Annotated in this window: 13 protein-coding genes; 5 read left to right on the top strand and 8 right to left on the bottom strand. The window is 60.4% G+C overall.

Features of this window, described 5'->3' with window-relative positions; translation table 11 throughout:
* Nucleotides 1–16: 16 nt before the first annotated feature.
* The gene (locus AC24GY_RS24085) at nucleotides 17–2,884 is read right to left on the bottom strand and encodes a DUF1549 domain-containing protein (RefSeq protein WP_487688144.1); all 2,868 of its coding nucleotides are present in this window, start codon (nucleotides 2,882–2,884) and stop codon (nucleotides 17–19) included.
* Nucleotides 2,885–2,971: 87 nt separating this feature from the next.
* Nucleotides 2,972–4,204, bottom strand: a complete 1,233-nt coding sequence (locus AC24GY_RS24080) for a M48 family metallopeptidase (RefSeq protein WP_487688141.1) — start codon at nucleotides 4,202–4,204, stop codon at nucleotides 2,972–2,974.
* 117 nt (nucleotides 4,205–4,321) lie between these two features.
* Here AC24GY_RS24080 and AC24GY_RS24075 point away from each other — a divergent pair, with 117 nt between their 5' ends.
* Nucleotides 4,322–5,233 (top strand): alpha/beta hydrolase, encoded by a 912-nt coding sequence (locus AC24GY_RS24075; RefSeq protein ID WP_487688139.1) that lies wholly within the window; start codon nucleotides 4,322–4,324, stop codon nucleotides 5,231–5,233.
* A gap of 308 nt (nucleotides 5,234–5,541) precedes the next feature.
* Here the strand turns inward: AC24GY_RS24075 and dusB are convergent, their stop codons facing one another.
* Nucleotides 5,542–6,576: a tRNA dihydrouridine synthase DusB gene (gene dusB, locus AC24GY_RS24070; RefSeq protein ID WP_487688137.1), complete on the bottom strand. Its 1,035-nt coding sequence runs from the start codon at nucleotides 6,574–6,576 to the stop codon at nucleotides 5,542–5,544.
* A 52-nt stretch (nucleotides 6,577–6,628) separates the two neighbouring features.
* Here dusB and AC24GY_RS24065 point away from each other — a divergent pair, with 52 nt between their 5' ends.
* The gene (locus tag AC24GY_RS24065) at nucleotides 6,629–6,808 is read left to right on the top strand and encodes a hypothetical protein (protein ID WP_487688134.1); all 180 of its coding nucleotides are present in this window, start codon (nucleotides 6,629–6,631) and stop codon (nucleotides 6,806–6,808) included.
* 167 nt (nucleotides 6,809–6,975) lie between these two features.
* Here the strand turns inward: AC24GY_RS24065 and AC24GY_RS24060 are convergent, their stop codons facing one another.
* The 3 genes from AC24GY_RS24060 to AC24GY_RS24050 all read right to left on the bottom strand — a co-directional run bounded on the left by AC24GY_RS24060 (nucleotide 6,976) and on the right by AC24GY_RS24050 (nucleotide 13,293).
* A complete protein-coding gene (locus AC24GY_RS24060; RefSeq protein ID WP_487688131.1) occupies nucleotides 6,976–7,704 on the bottom strand; it encodes a segregation and condensation protein A in 729 nt (242 codons plus the stop codon).
* A 142-nt stretch (nucleotides 7,705–7,846) separates the two neighbouring features.
* On the bottom strand, nucleotides 7,847–10,171 hold the full coding sequence (locus tag AC24GY_RS24055; protein ID WP_487688129.1) for a hypothetical protein: 2,325 nt from the start codon (nucleotides 10,169–10,171) through the stop codon (nucleotides 7,847–7,849).
* 185 nt (nucleotides 10,172–10,356) lie between these two features.
* Nucleotides 10,357–13,293 (bottom strand): DUF7133 domain-containing protein, encoded by a 2,937-nt coding sequence (locus AC24GY_RS24050; RefSeq protein ID WP_487688126.1) that lies wholly within the window; start codon nucleotides 13,291–13,293, stop codon nucleotides 10,357–10,359.
* A 50-nt stretch (nucleotides 13,294–13,343) separates the two neighbouring features.
* Here AC24GY_RS24050 and AC24GY_RS24045 point away from each other — a divergent pair, with 50 nt between their 5' ends.
* From AC24GY_RS24045 to AC24GY_RS24035, 3 genes are all read left to right on the top strand, one after another.
* On the top strand, nucleotides 13,344–13,613 hold the full coding sequence (locus AC24GY_RS24045; protein WP_397384293.1) for a Precorrin-3B methylase: 270 nt from the start codon (nucleotides 13,344–13,346) through the stop codon (nucleotides 13,611–13,613).
* Nucleotides 13,614–13,722: 109 nt separating this feature from the next.
* The gene (gene rlmF / locus AC24GY_RS24040; protein WP_487688124.1) at nucleotides 13,723–14,640 is read left to right on the top strand and encodes a 23S rRNA (adenine(1618)-N(6))-methyltransferase RlmF; all 918 of its coding nucleotides are present in this window, start codon (nucleotides 13,723–13,725) and stop codon (nucleotides 14,638–14,640) included.
* A gap of 137 nt (nucleotides 14,641–14,777) precedes the next feature.
* On the top strand, nucleotides 14,778–16,349 hold the full coding sequence (locus AC24GY_RS24035; RefSeq protein WP_487688121.1) for a hypothetical protein: 1,572 nt from the start codon (nucleotides 14,778–14,780) through the stop codon (nucleotides 16,347–16,349).
* A gap of 9 nt (nucleotides 16,350–16,358) precedes the next feature.
* On the opposite strand, the gene AC24GY_RS24030 is transcribed toward AC24GY_RS24035, so the two are convergent.
* Complete coding sequence (locus AC24GY_RS24030; RefSeq protein WP_487688118.1) at nucleotides 16,359–16,655, bottom strand: type II toxin-antitoxin system RelE/ParE family toxin; 297 nt, start codon at nucleotides 16,653–16,655, stop codon at nucleotides 16,359–16,361.
* 6 nt (nucleotides 16,656–16,661) lie between these two features.
* A complete protein-coding gene (locus AC24GY_RS24025) occupies nucleotides 16,662–16,949 on the bottom strand; it encodes a hypothetical protein (RefSeq protein ID WP_461527860.1) in 288 nt (95 codons plus the stop codon).
* Between the last annotated feature and the right edge of the window lie 43 nt (nucleotides 16,950–16,992).

Below are 16,992 nucleotides of genomic sequence, written 5' to 3'. Positions count from 1 at the left end.
CGCACTACATGGGGCATCAATGGTTGAAGTAGAACTCCTTGGAGTTCAGCAGGGCCCAGAAAAGGTCTTCGAGGACGTTTTGACGGGCGGCTGGGTCTTCGGTGATGGCTTGCTGCACGTTGGCCCATTCCTTGTCCAGAGGCATGCGGCCGAAGACGCGGAGGAAGAGGTCTTCCACGATTTCGCGGTCGTTCTTCTTTTCCTGGATCATCTTGGCGACGACGCGGCCCTGCTTGATGCGGTCATTGACGGCGTCGCCGTTCATGAGGTGCAGCGCCTGGGAGAGGGTGGGTTCCATCTTCACTTCGCAGGAGCAGACGGATTCACGCTTGGCACGGCCAAAGGTGGTGAGGAAGTAGTTGGAGACGGCACCGTCGGCGATCTGCACAGCACGCGCGCCCAGTGGCAGGCCCTGGAACTTGTTCGGCGTGTCGGTGATCTGGGAGATGGCGTCGAGCAGGACTTCGGCGCGCACACGGCGGACCTGGGCGTGGGAGAAGTTGCGTTTGTCGCCTGCATTGGTCTCGTTGACCTTGGTGCTGCGCTGGTAGGTCTGGGAGGTGCAGATGTCGCGCACGAACTTGCGCATGTCGTACTTGTACTCGGTCAGGTGCTCGGCCAGCGCAGCGATGAGAGCGGGGTTGGATGGCGGGTTGGAGACGCGCACGTCATCGACGGGCTCCACCACGCCGACACCATTGAAGTGTGACCAGATGATGTTGGCGACGTTGCGGGCGAAGAAGGGATTGCGCGGGGAGGCCATCCATTCGGCGAGCACTTTGCGGCGGTCTTCGCCGGGTTTCATTTCCGGAGTGTCGCCACCCAGGAACTTGGGCTTCATCACAGCCTGAGTGAGGAAGTGTCTCGATTCGCCGCCCTTGCTGTTGTAGATGATGACTTCAGCCGGGTCGTCGGTCGGCTTGCGGCCGATCTGGGAGAAGAAGGCTTTGAAGCCGTAGTAGTCATCCATGGTCCAGCGGTCGAAGGGATGATTGTGGCACTGGGCGCACTGGATGCGCATGCCCATGAACACCTGGGCGACGTTTTCGGTCAGCTTGAGCTGGTCGAGCTCGGTCTGGTAGAAGTTCACCGCTGGATTGGAGACGGTGCCGCCGGTGGCCGAGAGGAGCTCCACCACGATTTCATTGATGGGGATGTTCTTGCCGATGCGCTCGGAGAGCCAGTTGTAATAGAGCAGCGCGTTCTTGTAGAAAGGAGGCTGGTTGTTGTTGCCGGCGATGCCTGAGCGGATCTGCAGCAGCTCGGCCCACTTCATGACCCAGAGTTCGGTGAACTCTTTGCGCTCCAGCAGGCTGTCCACCAGAGCGGCGCGCTTGTTGGGGTTGGCGTCGGCGAGGAAGGCGCGCATGTCCTTGGCTTCAGGGTAGACACCGGCGATGTCGATGAAGGCGCGGCGAACGAATTCTTCGTCTGTGCAAATGCCGGAAGGCAGGATGCGGAGCTTGTGGAGGTTCTCATCGACCAGGGTGTCGATGTAATTGGTCTCAGCGAGGTTGGGCCGCTCATACTTGAGCTGAGCAGGGATCACGAGGACCTGGGCGGTGACGGAATAAACGTTGAAACGGGCGAGCATGAACGCGGCGCCGCGATCTCCGGAGGTGACGAGGCCCTGCTTGTCGATGGTAGCGGTCGGGTCGTTGTTGGACATGAAAAGCGCGAGGTTCGTCACATCGCGGTCGGTGCCGTCGGAGTAGGTGGCACGCACGGTGATCTGCTGCGTGGCGTTCTTGCCTTCCATGACGATCTGGCTGGGGAAGACTTCGATGCCGGTGACCTTGGCCACATCAGCAGCGTCATCTGGTGCACCTGCGGAGATCCATTCGAGCAGCGCCTTGTTGTAAACGGAGTCTGGCTCGAAGCACTGGTTGCCGGAGTGTGGCACAGCGCCCACGGCTTTCTCGATGAGGGAGCTTTCCTCAGGGATGGCCAGATTGATGCGGCGGCCGGGCATTTCACGCGTGATGCGGATGTAGTCGCCAGCGGGGTCCATGCCGAAGAGGGAGGTGCGGAAGCCGTCCTTGCCGCGTGCGGCACCGTGGCAGCCACCTTGATTGCAACCGCCGCGCATGAACACGGGCATGCAGTCGAGGCGGAAGGAAATGGCGCGATCTTTGGTGCCGTTTTTCACTTCGACGGCGGCTTTGACCGTCTGCCCGCCGAGAGTGGCGATGACTTCGGTGCTGCCTGCGTCGGCGACGGGCTTCAGCGTCAGATTTTCGAGGGATGCAATCTTGCTGTCGGCGACACGGAGATCACAGACGTTGGTGACGTCCTTGGTGGTGGCATCCTGAAAGGTGGCCAGCACGACGACGCGGTGGAAATCGCGCTTGGTTTCCAGGGAATACTTGTCCGGCAGGATCTGGATGTTCTTCAGCGTGGGCAGCTTCTTCTGAAGCTCGGCCAGCGCCTGGCGCTGCTCGGGTGTTTTGTACTGCAGGGTGAGATTCTGCGGCCACTGGGCACCGGCGGCGATCCAGCGCTTGAGCACATCGATTTCCTTCGCGGCAAGCGGCCCGCCTTTGGGAGGCATGATGTCGTCATGGTCTTTCGGAAGGATGACGCGCTTGATCATCTCGCTTTCATCGGGCTTGCCAGCGACGAGGGCGGGGCCGTCTGCGCCGCCTTTGAGCAAGGCCGCTGCGGAGTCCATCAGGAGCTTTCCTTTGATCTTGTTGGGATTGTGGCATTCCAAGCACTTGGTTTCCAAGATGGGCTGCACATCACGCACGAAATCAATGCCGGGAGCTGCGGCTGTAGGGGCTGCTGCTACAGCGGGCGCAGTGGCAGGCGCCGCAGGATCAGCAGCAAAACCGAGGGATGTGATGGCGAGTGTGAAGAGAGAAGCTCGCAGGGGGCTTTTCATAAAAGGTAGGATCAAGGGGTTAATCAAGCTACGGGCTGGAGGGGAGGCATTTATCACAGATGCGAAAAAACACTGTGAATAAGCTCTTTAGGCCTCCAGAGCCGCCAGACGCTGACCGATGGGCGGGTGGGAATAGTGCAGCCAGACAGTCAGGGTGTGCGGATTGGGGTGGGTGAGGTGGTCGAGGGAGAGCTTCTGCAGACCTTCAATCAGAGCGGCGTTACCACAGGCGGCGCGGGCGAAGGCGTCGGCTTGGAATTCGTGCCTGCGGCTCAGGGCGCTGCTCACCAGACCCAGCAGCAGGCTGGCGGGCTGATAGAGGATGCTGAAGAGCACCAGTCCCAGACCGAGCGGCTGGCCGGTGACGCCGAATGCCTGGAAAAAGGCGGGTGATTGCAGTGCAGCGTGCAGCAGGTAAAACATGAGTCCGCTTTCCAGCAGGCCAAGGATGAGCTGCTGCGGCACGTGGCGGCATTTGTGGTGCCCGATTTCATGGGCGAGGATGGCCTCCAGCTCCTCCTGCGAGTGTTTTTCGATCAAGGTGTCGAAGAGGGCGATGCGCTTGTTTTTGCCAAAGCCGCTGAGAAAGGCGTTGGCCTTGCTGGAGCGGCGCGAGCCATCCACGACTGAGACATCGACGACGGGGAACTTTAAACGTGCGGCCAGCGCCAGGAGCGCCTCGCGCAGGGGGCCATCGGCCAGGGGCTTGAATTTGAGAAACAGGGGCATCAGCAGCCGAGGGGAGAGCCAGGCCATGACGATGCTGAATCCTGCCACGGTGAGCCAGGTGTAGAGCACGGCGTGGACTTGGGTCTGGAAGAACCAGAGGATCAGCGCCAGCAGCGGACCACCGAGCAGTGCGGTGAGCAGCAGGCCTTTGAGGCGATCACTGATGAAGGTGCTGACGGTGGTGCGGTTGAAACCATACTCGGCTTCGATCTTGAAAGTGTCATAGGCATCGAAAGGCAGGGAGAGGATGTTTTGCACCAGCATGAGGAGGCCGATGACGCCCACGCCTGTCTGGACTGCGTTCAGCCCCCAACTGGCACTCCAGCGCTGCAGCCAGTCAAAGCCGCCGCTCCACCAGAACAAGACCAGAGCGCCCACGGTAAAGGTGCTGCGCAGCAGATCCAGCTGGGAGGATTTGCCGGCGTATTCACCCGCCTTCTGCACCGTTTCCTCCGAAAAGATCGCCTTCAATCGCTGAGGCAAAGCATGGCGGAACTGGGCGAGGTTCAGAAAGGTGGCGATGATCTCAAGATGAAAGACGCCAAGCACGCCGATGACGGCGGCGATGAACCATGGATTGGAAAGAGACATGCGAAGGGGAAGGGGGGCGCGAAGGCCCGTGAATGGGTTGGTTTCAGGACGATGGAGCAGTGCTGCCAGATTCCCGAAATTTTGTGTAACCACTCGCGCTGTGCGGCATTTCAGTCAATGACCACCTCCAAGCCCGCCATGTTCAAAACCCTCCTTCTACTCTTCACGTTTCTCAGCATCCTTCCAGCGTGTGCCCAAATCGGCGGATCGTTGCGAGAGAGGATCGCTCAGCGCATGCAATCGGCTGCTGAACCTGGCGGCGAGGAAATGAGCTATGGCTCGGACCCGCTGCAGAAGCTGGATTACTGGAAGCCGACGACGCCGGGATCACCGATCGTGATTTATGTGCACGGTGGTGGCTGGAAGCGTGGCGACAAGCGGATGGCCTCAGGAGAAAAGGGCACTCACTTCGTGCAGCAGGGCTATGCCTTTGCGTCGCTCAATTACCGGCTCGTGCCCTCCTGCACCGTGGAAGAGCAGGCGCAGGATGTGGCGAATGGCATCGCGTATCTGATCAGGAATGCTGAGAAGCTGGGCTTTGAAGGCAAGCGTGTGGCTCTAATAGGCCACAGCGCCGGGGCGCATCTGGTTGCATTGGTGGGCACGGATCTGAGCTACCTCAAAATAGCGGAGGTGGGACCGAAGGCCGTGCGTGGCGTGATCCCGCTGGATGGTGCGGCCTATGATGTGGCACGTCAGATCGCCGAAGGCGGCGACTTTATGCATGACACCTATTTGCAAGCCTTTGGCACCGATCCGGAGCGCCAGAAAAAGCTATCTCCGACAGCGCAGGCCGCCGCGCCGAATGCTCCGGCTTTCCTCATTCTTCATGTCCAGCGTGTGGACGGCACCGCTCAGTCGATCGCGCTTGGAGAAGCCTTGCGCAAAGCGGGCACTCCCGCTGAGGTGAAAGGATTCCAGGGGCAGGGACTCAAGGGGCACATGGAGATCAATCGCGATCTGGGGAAGGCTGACTATCCTGCGACGCCGGTGGTGGATGCGTGGCTGAAGGGCATCCTGGCGAAGTGAGACCGGCGGATACGAGCCGCAGCTTTTGCAGGTCGGACGTTGGGACGGAGAACGGCTCATACCCCGCGAAAGCGGTGTCGCCGATGCAGGCTTGCGCCGTGCATCTCTGCCACCGCACTCCAAGACGCTCTCGCGTTTGCCGGAACCTCAGTGTCATCGCGGGCGCGACAGCGTCTTGGAGTGCGTGCGGCAAGCCTGGGCGCGACGCCGCTTTTCGCAAAACCGGACGGTGGGCTTATGATGAAGAGATTTCAACACCGCGCGAAAGCGGTGTGGCTGATGCAGGCTTGCGCCTTGCATCCCAGAAGTTAATGCTCGGCGTTCAAGGTGGGTTCTTCCACGCTCGAAACATGCTCATGCCCGTGCTCGGCCTGATGCACCAGATACGCGGCAAAGATGTCCTCCAGTTCCATGACGCTGCCGATCTGGGAGAAGCGCTGGCGCAGCCACTTGCCGCCGGGGATGGACTTGGTGTAGTTCATGAGGCGGTTGCGCATGGAGCGAATCGTCGGCAGTTCGCCCATGTGGGCATTGCGGGCGATGGCTAGCTGGCAGTGGCGGCGCATGAAGTTGAAACGCTCCTCCACCGTCGCATGCGGGGCATGGGTGCCGGTGGCGAGGTAATGCTTGGCCTCTTTGAAGACCCAGGGATTTGCCATGGCCGCACGACCGATCATGATGCCCTTCACGTTGGTCTGCGCACGGCGGATCTCCACATCCACACCGCTGGAGATGTCGCCATTGCCGATGACTGGGATCTTCACGGCATCCGCCACCTGCCCGATGACTTCCCAGTCCGCGAGGCCGGTGTAGCCCTGCGCCCGAGTGCGGCCGTGCACGGCGATGGCCTGCATGCCGCAGTCTTCCAGGATGCGTGCGACTTCGATGGCATTGACGAGATTCGCGTCCCAGCCGATGCGCATCTTGGCGGTCACAGGAATGGGCACGGCTTTGGCGACTTCACGCGCCACGCTGGCCAGCAGGGGGCAGTCTTTGAGGAGGGAGGAGCCGCCGTTTTTGGAGACAACCTTGTTGACGGGGCAGCCGAAATTGATGTCGATGAAGTCGGGCTGCTTCCAGTCGATGATTTTGCGGGCGGCTTCGCCCATGCGCACGCCATCGGACCCAAAGAGCTGCACGCCGAGCGGGCGCTGGGCGTCATCGAAGTCCGTGTAGTGCCGCGTACGGTCGTCGCGCTGCAGGATGCCTTCGGCGCTGACGAACTCCGTGACCATGACATCTGCGCCCTGTTCCTTGCACAAATGGCGGAAGATCACGTCCGTGACCCCGGCCATAGGGGCCAGATAGAGGGGAAAGCGGTCATTTTCGAACCAAGGAAGCATCTATAAGCATAGCCGCACTGGCACAGTGCGGCAAGTCGTGTCACATTCCCGGATGGCAAGACGCCGCCGCTACCGCAAACCGCTCCTCCCCGGCCTCTGGACCGTGGTGGCCGCGTGTGCCCTGATCGGCAGCATCGGCGGGTTGTTTTGGGTGCTGGGGAAGAAGACGAAGATCAGCCGTGTGGTGCAGCCTGCGCCGACGGCGGTGGGCGCTGTGGCGAAGCGGAAGTAGGAATGACCCTGAGCAGGCATGCGGTCGGCCAGCCCCTCTTTTGCACAGAATTGACACTTCAAAAATCAACAATCCTTGTTCATCAATCGTCAATGACTCAAAGCCAGGACGCCCTTGAGCCAGAGGATTGACGATTGTCGAGCAATCGATTTCTGATTGTCGAAGTTTCAACCCGCCGGACGCACCACAACGATCTCTCCCAGCAGCTGCTCCTGCTCCACTTGGAGGTGGTTGAGTTTGATGAGTTCCAGCATGGCCAGGAAGGTCACGATCACCTCACCACGGCTGGCGGCGCTGCTGAAGAGGTCTTCAAATTTGATCTTGCTGCCTGCGGGGACGATCTGGAGCAGGTGCTCGATCTTGTCCGCCACGGTGTAGCGGTCATTGACGATCTCGCGGAAGTCGCTGGCGTTTTCGAAGCGCTTGAGGATGCGCTGGAAGGCGCGGATCAGGTCAAAGATGCCCACCTGGCCGATGGTTTCCACCGGGGCCTCAAGGTCAGGGAGTTCGGGAGTGGTGACGAACAGTTCATCGCCCTTCACCTCCTGCGCACCGAGGAAATGGGCGACTTCCTTGAATTTCTTGTACTCCATGAGCTGACGGATCAGCTCCCAGCGCGGGTCATTCTCCTCCGCATCCTCCTCCGGCGGCTGCACGGCCTGCGGCAGAAGCTCGCGGCTTTTGATGTACATGAGATTGGCCGCCATGACGATGAACTCGCTGGCGAGCTCGATGTTGAGGGCCTTGAAGGTGTCGATGTAATCCAGGTACTGCCGCGTGATGCGCTCCAGCGACACGTTGTAAATGTCGATCTCCTCCTTCTTGATGAGGTAAAGCAACAGGTCCAGCGGGCCTTCAAAAATCTCGAGTCGAACTTTGTAATCGGTGTCTTCCACGGATCGAGATAGAGCGGGGAATCAGGGATGGCGAGGGGAAAATGGTGGGATGAGGTATGGGGAGATGGCCGCAAAGAGGCACAAAAAACAAAAAGGGATCAGGCGGAAGGAGCCGCTTGTTTTGAACTATTTGCGGCCAACCTCATCTGGCAGGCCGAACGCGTACCCAGACGCTGCGTGTGGTTTGGGCACCGTCAACGGCGGCGGGCGGGCGGAGGTGATGGAACAGGCCGGGAGTGAGGTGAAGGGTGTCCGTCCATTCTTCCAACTCGTGCTTCGCGCCGGGATAGGGCGCTTTGCTGTCGGCAGAGATGCGGAGGGTTTCTTCCAAGCCGGGCTCGACGGGCCTGGCCAAGGAGTTCTGGAGCTTGACCTTGAGGCTGACATTGCCGTCGGAGTCTACCGTCAAGTCGCCTTCAAATTGCAGTCCCACGGGGAGCATTTGCAAGGCAGTGGGCCGCATACGGAAGGGTGCATCAGGTATGGGAGGATCAAATTCGGTGGCGGTGAGGTACTCCTCCATGACTGACAGCTTGTAGAGTGACGAGGGCCGGGTGCGCAGCAGGCTGTGGGACTGAATCCTGGCGCGACCGCTTTTGAGCTGCTGCTGGGAGAAGTTTTCAAAATCATCGGGCTTCAGTTCCTCCCAAGCGGCTGCATCCTGGGCTGAGATTTCAAAGATCAGGGTGTCGATTTCAAAGTCGGTTCCTTTGATCGCAGATGGATCGGTGCTGGCGTCGAGGTGGCTGAAGAAGAGGAGGGTCTCATGCGCAGGAAGATCAGTGCCGGCCATCACCGCAGGAACATCCGCCGCTGTCAGCAGATGAGTGCCGGGTGTGGTGAAAGCGAAAGCCGAGGTGATCATGGACATGGCTCGAAAACGCGGCTCCCACATGATGGCCTCCGGCATGTCGCGCGCGAGTTTCCACTCGGTGCGGCCGGGCGGAGCGAGGTGCTGGGTGAGGGCCACAATATCGCCATCAAGCTCCAACTGGGTGCCGACGGGAATCTCGTTCCACGCCGAGGGGATGCTGGGCATTTCCGTGGGGTAGGAATGAATGCGGGCGCTGGTCTGCCTGCGGCGGTCGGGATCATGCGCAGCCAAGGCGCAGGTCATCACGCGGGCCTTGCCTTCTCTGGCGCGTGCCAGCAGTTCGCGGAGAAGCGGGGCTTCATCCTGCCCAGGTTTGCGCGCGGTGAGCAGCGAATGTGCGGCATCTGTGTCGAGAGCAATGCCGATGAACAAGCGGCGTGGCAGTTTGTCAGGTTCGGATCCCGGTACGAACTCAACGATGTCTGCAGGGGAGGGAGTGGAGGTCAAGCCCGGTTGCTGCATCACCGTCACATCCAGCCAGCGCCCCTGGCGATCCGTGCCCCACACCTGATCTGCTGCGGGCATCATCGCCACGAGATGCGGAGCTGCATTGCAGAACAAAATGGCTCCCTGAATCTGATCTTCAAATTGATCGTTCCAGTCCATCCAGCCGTGAATGGCTTTACTGTTCGTGTTATTCTCGTCCCGCACCCGCAGCCAGGAGGTGGGCCATTTCACGGCCAGCGGAGCACGTGATGCATAGGTGCTGGTGAACTTGGCGCTGCATCCCACCACCTTCGCTGACAAGCGTGTCCCTTGGAGTGACGGCTTAAAGGAGACGGGTGTCATGTGTAGCAAGTCGAAGTTTTGATCCAACTCCGTGGTCAACCAGTGTTCGGTGCCGATCTGCCCTTCAGCTGGAGCGCGGGATGCCATCGAGAGACTCACGCTGGAAACGACGCTGGCCTGTCCGGCTGCCACGGCTTCTTCAAGATGATGGATGACTGCTGCATCATCGCGGGAGGATTTCAGCAGCCAGTCGAGCATGTCCAGTTCAGTCACGCGGTAGATCGTTTGCTGCAAGGTGGTGCTTGAAGTGGCCTTGCTGACACCAGCGCCGCCCTGGAGGAAAACGACGATCCGCGTGGCAGCATCCTGCGGTGACTGAAAACTGGCGATCATGCGCTCCTCGGGTCTTGCCATGACCTCGCCCTGCCAGCGCAGGCGCTCAAAGCGTGGTGCGGTGACGCTGCGCTTGTCGCGCTCGGCTCCCACCGCTGCCGTGGCATAGGTGATCTTCTGCAACTGCGGCGGCTGGAGGTCATGCGTCAGCGTGATGTGCAGGCGAACCTTCGTGCCGTCATCATCGAGTATCTCGCGTTTTACCCGCATTTCGGTGCCGATGAGCTGCTTCTCGGTCTTCTTGGCTTCGACATCTTGCTGGTCTGCGGTGCGGCCCCATTGAGTGACGAAGTCACGTTCCTGCCCCACGCTCAGGAGTGTCACCTCATCATCGGTCATTGCTCCTGCTAGTTCCACCAACGTGCGCGCCTGCAGCCGCTCGCGCAGGCCGTCTGGCTTCGCAGCCTGGGCCATTTCACGCTGCCAGTCGCTCTCCGTCACCGTGGTGATCCGTGCCGTAATAAGAGTCACCGGCTCCTGCGCGCTGCTTTTTAGATGGAAAACAAATCCTAAGCAAAGCGCCAACCCTAGCTGCCAATAAGTACGCATGGTGAATGTGTATGAGATCAGGCGGCCTCATGGCAATGCAAATCACTGGGACTGTCGTTTTTTCGCGGGGCGGAACTTTTAGTGCCTCCTGCGCGGCGTGCCCACTCTCACTTGCGAATCAACCGCACGGCGCGCACATCTGCCAATTCTTGCTTCAGAGCTCCATCGGGCCGCATCAGCAGGGACTGGATGCCTGCCTTGAGCTTGATGGTTCCTGCGGATTGCTCCTTGAAGCTCTCGTAGCCGCCGGTGGCCTGCACCACGCCTTTCACGCTGGTGCTTTCAGCCTCAATCACATAGGCATCGCCTGCGGAGGCCTCATCGGCCGCCAGTGTCACGCGCACTTCATAATCACCCGCTGTTGGCACGTGGATCCGCCACTCGGCCACATCGGTTTCGATGCGCCAGGGGGCGAGCACATTGAGCGCGGCGCGGTAGGCGAGCTTCTGGCCGTACGTTTTCGCAGCACTGGCGGGAAGCAGCAGCACGTCATCGGCATCGGCTTGAATGGCTTTGCCGCCTTTCACATCCACTTGCAGCAGTGTGTCCGCCGTCCAGGGCATCTTGCGGGTCTGGGTCTGTGAACGCACGGCTGCGACTTGGGCGGCATCGATCACGCTGGCTTCATTGCCCCAGGCATTGCGCACGTAGCTGAGTACGTCGGCCAGTTTTGAATCATCCAGCATGGGGTTTTCACCCTGACCTGGCATGGCGAGATTCCACTTCTGCCCGTTCACCTCGATCTCGCCATACAAACCGTGCAGCGCGATGCGGATCATGCGTTCCGGTTCGCCGGTCGCCCATTCGCTCTCGGCCAGAGGCGGCGCCACGTTGGGGATGCCGTAACCCGTGGGCTGATGGCAGAGTCCGCAGACGGTTTGATACACGGCGGCACCGCGCTCGATCTGCTGGTGCGCCGCAGCGCTGAGCGGTTGCTTGCGTGTGGCCGTGACCACGCTGTCTGCACCCGGCCACGTCAGGCACATGCGCAGACGCTGCATGCGCTCGCGGGCGGTGATGTCGCGGTTCGCCGCCAGTTCATCGAGGAACTTTGGCTTCGCCGCGAGCTTCACAGGTTTGATCTGCCGTGGGTCATTCGGTTGTGTGGCGAGGAAGCCATCCACGAGCGCCATGCGCTGCCAGTTAGATGTCTGCTCGATGCGTGAGACGACGGCTTCATGCTGATCATCCATGCCGATGAACTGCGTGAGCAGTCGCAGTGTCTCGCGGCGGTGTGCGGATTCCTGCCGCCAGTCCGTTTGCTTGAGCAGCAGGTCCAGCAACTCCACCTCACGGCCATGCACGCCCGTCATCGCAGCGATGCGGCTCAGATCATCTTCATGCTGCGTGAGATGCTGGGCAATGGCGGCGGTGCTCTGCGGCGTGAGCAGGGCCTGCACACGCACGCTCGCATCCGGCTCTGTGTTGAGTGAAATCTCCGCGCCCAATCTCGCTGCCGCAGCACGGACGCGTGGGTCGGTATCCTGAGCGGCTTTTTGAAGTATGGGCTTTGTCAGATTGCCCATGCCTTCCAAGCTCCACAGCGCGTGCAGACGCTGGAGTGGCGCAGCAAAGCGATTGGGATCTCCGATATTCTCCTGGCGTTCCACCAGCAGCCGCTGCGCGGTGTTTCGCTGCCAGCCATTCGCATGACCCAGGGCTTCCGCCAGCTCTGCGGTACTGGCTTTGGATAACGCAGGCCGCTGCCGCAGCGGTAGGCCGTCGTGCACGATCCGCCAGATGCGACCGTGATCGTTGCCTTCGTAGAGTTTGCGCTGCTCGATCTGCTTTGTCAGCCACGGCACGATGAAGATCACATGCTCGATGATACCATGATACATGTCCGCGAGATACAAAGTGCCATCCGGTCCCACGCGGGCGTTCACGGGACGAAAGCGTTCATCGGTGCTGGCGATGAGTTCCTGCTCAGGCGGAAAGAAGCGCTGCGTCTGCGGTGAGGTGCCACCGCTGAGTTTCAGCGTGCCGACCAGATGGCCGGCGGAGTCGGGCACGAAGACATTGCCATGCATCTCGGGTGGAAACTGATCGCCATCATAGAAGCAGGTGCCGGAGACGATGGTGTAGGTGCGCAGGCGGCCGTCATCGCGCAATTCCAGGGCACCGAGCGTGACGGCTGGTGTCACGCGAATGGGGAAGCACTCGGCGGCGTCCTTCGCCACGTTCACATTCACCCCGAAGCTGCCGCGACCACCGCGCTGCGCGAGTTTGGCGAGGTTCGGATGCCGCAGCAGCGCCTCCGCAGGGATGAGGTCCATGTGCATGGCACTGTTTTCGTAGCAGCTGATGAAGCGGCCGGTTTCATCAAAACTGACGCCGAACTGCCCGCGATGCAGCGTGGGCTGGTCGATGAGTTTGCCGTCCTTCCACTGATAACGATGCGGCCAGTCGGCGCAGTGCAGCCAGTTGTCGATGCTACGGCGCAGGCCGTTCGCTGTGTGCTGCGGATTTCCGCCCACGCCCATGGTGCCGACTTCGGTGCGCTTGTCGCAGCGGAGATCTCCATCCGTGTCTTCGCAGAACCACAGCTTGGGCGGTTCCTGCAGCAGGATGCCGCCTTTCACGAAGGCGAAGCTGCGAGGCATGACGAGCTTGTCGAGGAAGACGGTGCTCTTGTCGGCTTTGCCATCGCCGTTTTCATCTTCGAGCACCACGATGCGGCAGATGGGATCGCCCTCACCGCTGCCCTGCACGTCGCGCATGTAGCCCTGATATTCGACGACCCAGATGCGCCCGTCGGGATCGAACTCGAAGAAGATGGGGCACTGCACCATTGGCTCGCACGCCACCAGTTCGGCACGGTAACCCGGGGCGAGCTTGAAGGTCTTCGCTTCATCCTCGGCGGAAAGCACGGGGGCGGGCGGCACGTGGATGCGTTTGAGCAGTTCCTCGCCTTTCTCCCAGTCCGCCCAACCGGTCAGCGCCGAGGCAGGGCGCGCTCTGGGGCGGTCAGCGGGGATGGTGCCGCTTTGCGCAAGGGCGTGGGTGGCAAGGATGAGAGCGAGAGCTGCGATACGGGCGGGCATGGAGCTACTACGCATTGCCTCAGGCCGTTCTGTAAGCCAAGATGACGACCATGCCCGCGAAGAAGAAACCCAGCACCCAGCCGCTCACCGGCGCCGCCTTGATCAAAGAGGTGTGCCGTCGCATTCGCGTGGCGCGGGCGTATTGGGATGCGCACAACAATCGTGCGTGCCGTGGCGAGCGTGAGAAGGCGATGGCACTCTATGAGACGCTGAGCGAGGCGGAGCGGGAGAAGGTGCCGCAGGTGCTGCGCGTGTGGCTGCGCTACCGCAGCGAGAAATACTTTGGTGATGACCGCACGCCACCTGGAGGTGGACGATGAGGAGGGAGTGGCCGCAAAGAGACGCAAAAAAATCAAAAATCAGAATGGGAAGCCTAGTTTTTAATCTCCGACCTTTTTGCGGTTTCTGCGTTTCTTTGCGGCCAACCTCATGACTGCTTCTGATATGGACAAGGCTCGCAAAGCCGGGTTGCACCCACGCAATCGCTTCAACACGCGCTATGACTTTTCGCAGCTCATTGCGTGCAGCCCGGCGTTGGCGGCATTTGTGAAGCAGAATGCGTATGGGGACGACAGCATAGACTATGCAGACCCGCTGGCGGTGAAGGCGTTGAATCAGGCGCTGCTGAAGCATGCCTATGGTTTGGAGCATTGGGACATCCCGCCGGGCTATCTTTGTCCGCCGATTCCGGGACGCAGTGACTACATTCATCATCTGGCGGATTTGATCGCGCTGCGGCGCGGGCCGACGGTGCGAGTGCTGGACATCGGCACGGGGGCGAATTGCATTTATCCGCTGATCGGTGCGAGTGAGTATGGCTGGAGCTTTGTGGGTGTGGAGGTTGATCCGGCTGCGTGGCGCTGGGCACAGAAGATCGTGGCTAAGAATCCAAGTGTGGCGGGGTTGATTGAGTGCCGTTTGCAGAAGTCGGCGGATGCCTGTTTTCGAGGCGTTATTCAGCCGGGCGAGCACTTTGACCTGACGCTGTGCAATCCACCGTTTCACGGCTCGGCTGCTGAAGCGGCGGAGGGCACGCAGAGGAAGCTGCGCAATCTTGGCGGGAAGAAGTCGGGGCTGAATTTTGGAGGCAAGGCGAACGAGCTTTGGTGCGAGGGCGGAGAGCTGGGATTCATCCGACGCATGATCGAAGAGAGCGCGGAGTTTGCAGCGCAATGCGGATGGTTCACGACGCTGGTGTCCAAGAGCGAGCATCTGCCGCGACTTGAACAGGCGCTGCGCAAAGTGAAGGCGGCGGAGGTGAAGATCATCGACATGGCGCAGGGGCAGAAAAAGAGCCGCATTCTGGCGTGGAGGTTTGGCGGCACGGAGGTCAGGCATCCTGCCTGACAATGGACTGGGGCGTCCCGCCTGAGTCCGGAATCAAAGGCGAGACGCCTCGATCCACTGACAGGCTGGAAGCCTATCCTCCATCATGAGTGCGTCCTGCGCTAGATTGTCCAGGCTCGTTCGTATTGCCCTCACTCATGAAATCATCGCTCGCTTTCTGTTTGCTCCTCCTGCTGGCTTCCGCACTGCATGCTGAGGTGAAACTGTCCAAGGTCTTCACGCCGCACATGGTGCTGCAACGTGGTATGGCAGTGCCGGTGTGGGGCACGGCGGCTCCGGGCGAGAAGGTGACGGTGGAATTTGCAGGGCAGAGCAAGACGGCCACGGCGGACGGCAAAGGCACATGGAGCGTGAAACTGGACGCGCTCAGGGCCAGCGCGGAGCCGCGCGCGCTGACGATTGGCGGCCAGAAGATCGACGATGTGCTGGTGGGCGATGTGTGGATCGGGTCCGGGCAGTCGAACATGGACATGGTGGTGGCCAGTTATACCAAAGATGACCCGGTGCTGGATGAGGCGGCGAAGCAGACCTATCCGCAATTGCGTTTGCTGCGCAAAGACGTGAACGCCACGTGGGAACAGGCCACGCCGGAGACGAATCCGAAGTTCAGCGCGCTGCTGTTCTCGTTTGGCTTTCCTTTGCAAAAGGAGCTCGGGGTGCCGGTGGGGCTGATGGTCGGTGCTGTTGGTGGCACGCCTTCGGGCTTCTGGCTGAGCGAAGAGATGTATCGCAGCGATGCCGCGAGTGCTGCGGCGGTGAAGGCTTTTGCACCCACCTACAAGTATGATGAGCTCGTGGCCAAGTACGCCGTGGACAAGGCCAAGTTTGATGAGGAATTCGCCAAGTGGAAAATCAGCGCGGATGCCGCCAAGAAAGAGGGCAAGGAGCCTGCCCGCCCACCGCGCGCACCGCAACCTGTGGGCAAGGCGGGGGAGACGAATTTTGGCAAAGTGGGCCAGCTTTTTGAGCAGTTCATTCGACCCTACGTCGGCTACGGCATCAAAGGCGTGCTGTGGGACCAGGGCGAGAGCCGCACGAACATCGTGGGTGTGGATCAGGTGACACTCATGGGCGCTCTCATCGGTGGCTGGCGCAAAGCCTGGGGGCAGGGCGATTTCCCTTTTCTCTATGTGGAGAAGCCGAGCGGTGGTGGCTGCGCTTTTGACTATTCACAGCCGATGAACCGTCTCGCGGAAAAGTTCGCGCCATTGCCGAAGACGATCCCGAACAACCCGGACAAGGAGTACTCGCATGTGGCCTTTGAGCAGATCATGAAGTATCCGAACACGCACATGGTCATCAGCAGTGATCTTGGCAATGGCATTCATCCGCCGAACAAGTCGGGCTACGGTGCGCGTGCCGTGCAGGTGGCGCTGGCGGTGGCGTATGACAAAGGCAATGAATACCTCGGCCCGCAGCTTGCCTCACACACGATCTCTGGTGGCAAGGTGACGCTGAAGTTCAAACACAGCGGCAAGGGGCTGGCCTTCAAGAATGGCGACAAGCTGCAGGGATTCGCCATTGCCGGTGCAGATAAAAAATTCGTGTGGGCTGATGCCGTCATCGAAGGCAATACGGTGGTCGTTTCCAGCAAGGATGTGCCGCAGCCTGCTGCGGTGCGCTATGCGTGGAGCAATGCATTTCAGTGGGCGAATTTGTTCAATCAGGATGGACTGCCAGCGCAGCCGTTCAGGACGGATGCGTGGTAGGCGTGAAGGTCACTCGGAGAAATTGATCTGGTCGAGGTCGCGTGCGGAATGGAGGATTCGCAGCACCTCGATGCCTGATTCTGTGGGGCGGAAGTAGAAGCAGTATTTTTCGAACGGATAGCTGCGGCAGTTTGCGCAGAGTTCGAATCGTGGCCGCCCAAACGTGTTCCACTTGGCGAGGTATTCCAGACGAGCTCTAAAACGATCCCAAAGCCTGTCAGCCTGAAGTGCGCTGTCTTGAGCGATGTAGTCCCAGATGTCGTCTAGATCACGATCTGCCTGCTCGGAGTAGATGACCGTGGGCATGGCGGATCAGGCGGTCTGCTGCCGAAGCGCAAAAGCCGCATGCCTGCGTGCCAGCTTGGCATCCCAGTCGATCTCAATGCCTTCTCCGCGATCAAGTCCGTCAGCCGCAAGCTGAATATCCTGGCGCAAGGCCGCGATCTTGGCTTGATCTGCCGCGTTGAGTTCCTCGACTTTGATCTCAGTGTGGACGACTCGGATGGCGTAGTCACATTCAAGCCCGGCGAAAAGCTCCTCCACCTCCTCGGGCGCAAGGCGGTCAATCTGCTGACGGATATTTTCCACGACGGCTGTCATAACGCTTTCAGGGTATCAAAGAGTTGCTGCTTTGTCGAGTCCC

Source organism: Prosthecobacter sp. Pr1 (assembly GCF_057652315.1).
Note: the sequence above shows the minus strand (reverse complement) of the source record. Positions and strands in the feature narration are given on the sequence as shown.

Coding starts and splice junctions, on each gene's coding strand:
- AC24GY_RS24085 (WP_487688144.1), bottom strand. CDS start 2,884: ATGAAAAGCCCCCTGCGAGCTTCTCTCTTCACACTCGCCATCACATCC.
- dusB (WP_487688137.1), bottom strand. CDS start 6,576: ATGCTTCCTTGGTTCGAAAATGACCGCTTTCCCCTCTATCTGGCCCCT.
- AC24GY_RS24025 (WP_461527860.1), bottom strand. CDS start 16,949: ATGACAGCCGTCGTGGAAAATATCCGTCAGCAGATTGACCGCCTTGCG.
- AC24GY_RS24065 (WP_487688134.1), top strand. CDS start 6,629: ATGGCAAGACGCCGCCGCTACCGCAAACCGCTCCTCCCCGGCCTCTGG.
- AC24GY_RS24035 (WP_487688121.1), top strand. CDS start 14,778: ATGAAATCATCGCTCGCTTTCTGTTTGCTCCTCCTGCTGGCTTCCGCA.
- AC24GY_RS24030 (WP_487688118.1), bottom strand. CDS start 16,655: ATGCCCACGGTCATCTACTCCGAGCAGGCAGATCGTGATCTAGACGAC.
- rlmF (WP_487688124.1), top strand. CDS start 13,723: ATGACTGCTTCTGATATGGACAAGGCTCGCAAAGCCGGGTTGCACCCA.
- AC24GY_RS24045 (WP_397384293.1), top strand. CDS start 13,344: ATGCCCGCGAAGAAGAAACCCAGCACCCAGCCGCTCACCGGCGCCGCC.
- AC24GY_RS24050 (WP_487688126.1), bottom strand. CDS start 13,293: ATGCCCGCCCGTATCGCAGCTCTCGCTCTCATCCTTGCCACCCACGCC.
- AC24GY_RS24080 (WP_487688141.1), bottom strand. CDS start 4,204: ATGTCTCTTTCCAATCCATGGTTCATCGCCGCCGTCATCGGCGTGCTT.
- AC24GY_RS24075 (WP_487688139.1), top strand. CDS start 4,322: ATGACCACCTCCAAGCCCGCCATGTTCAAAACCCTCCTTCTACTCTTC.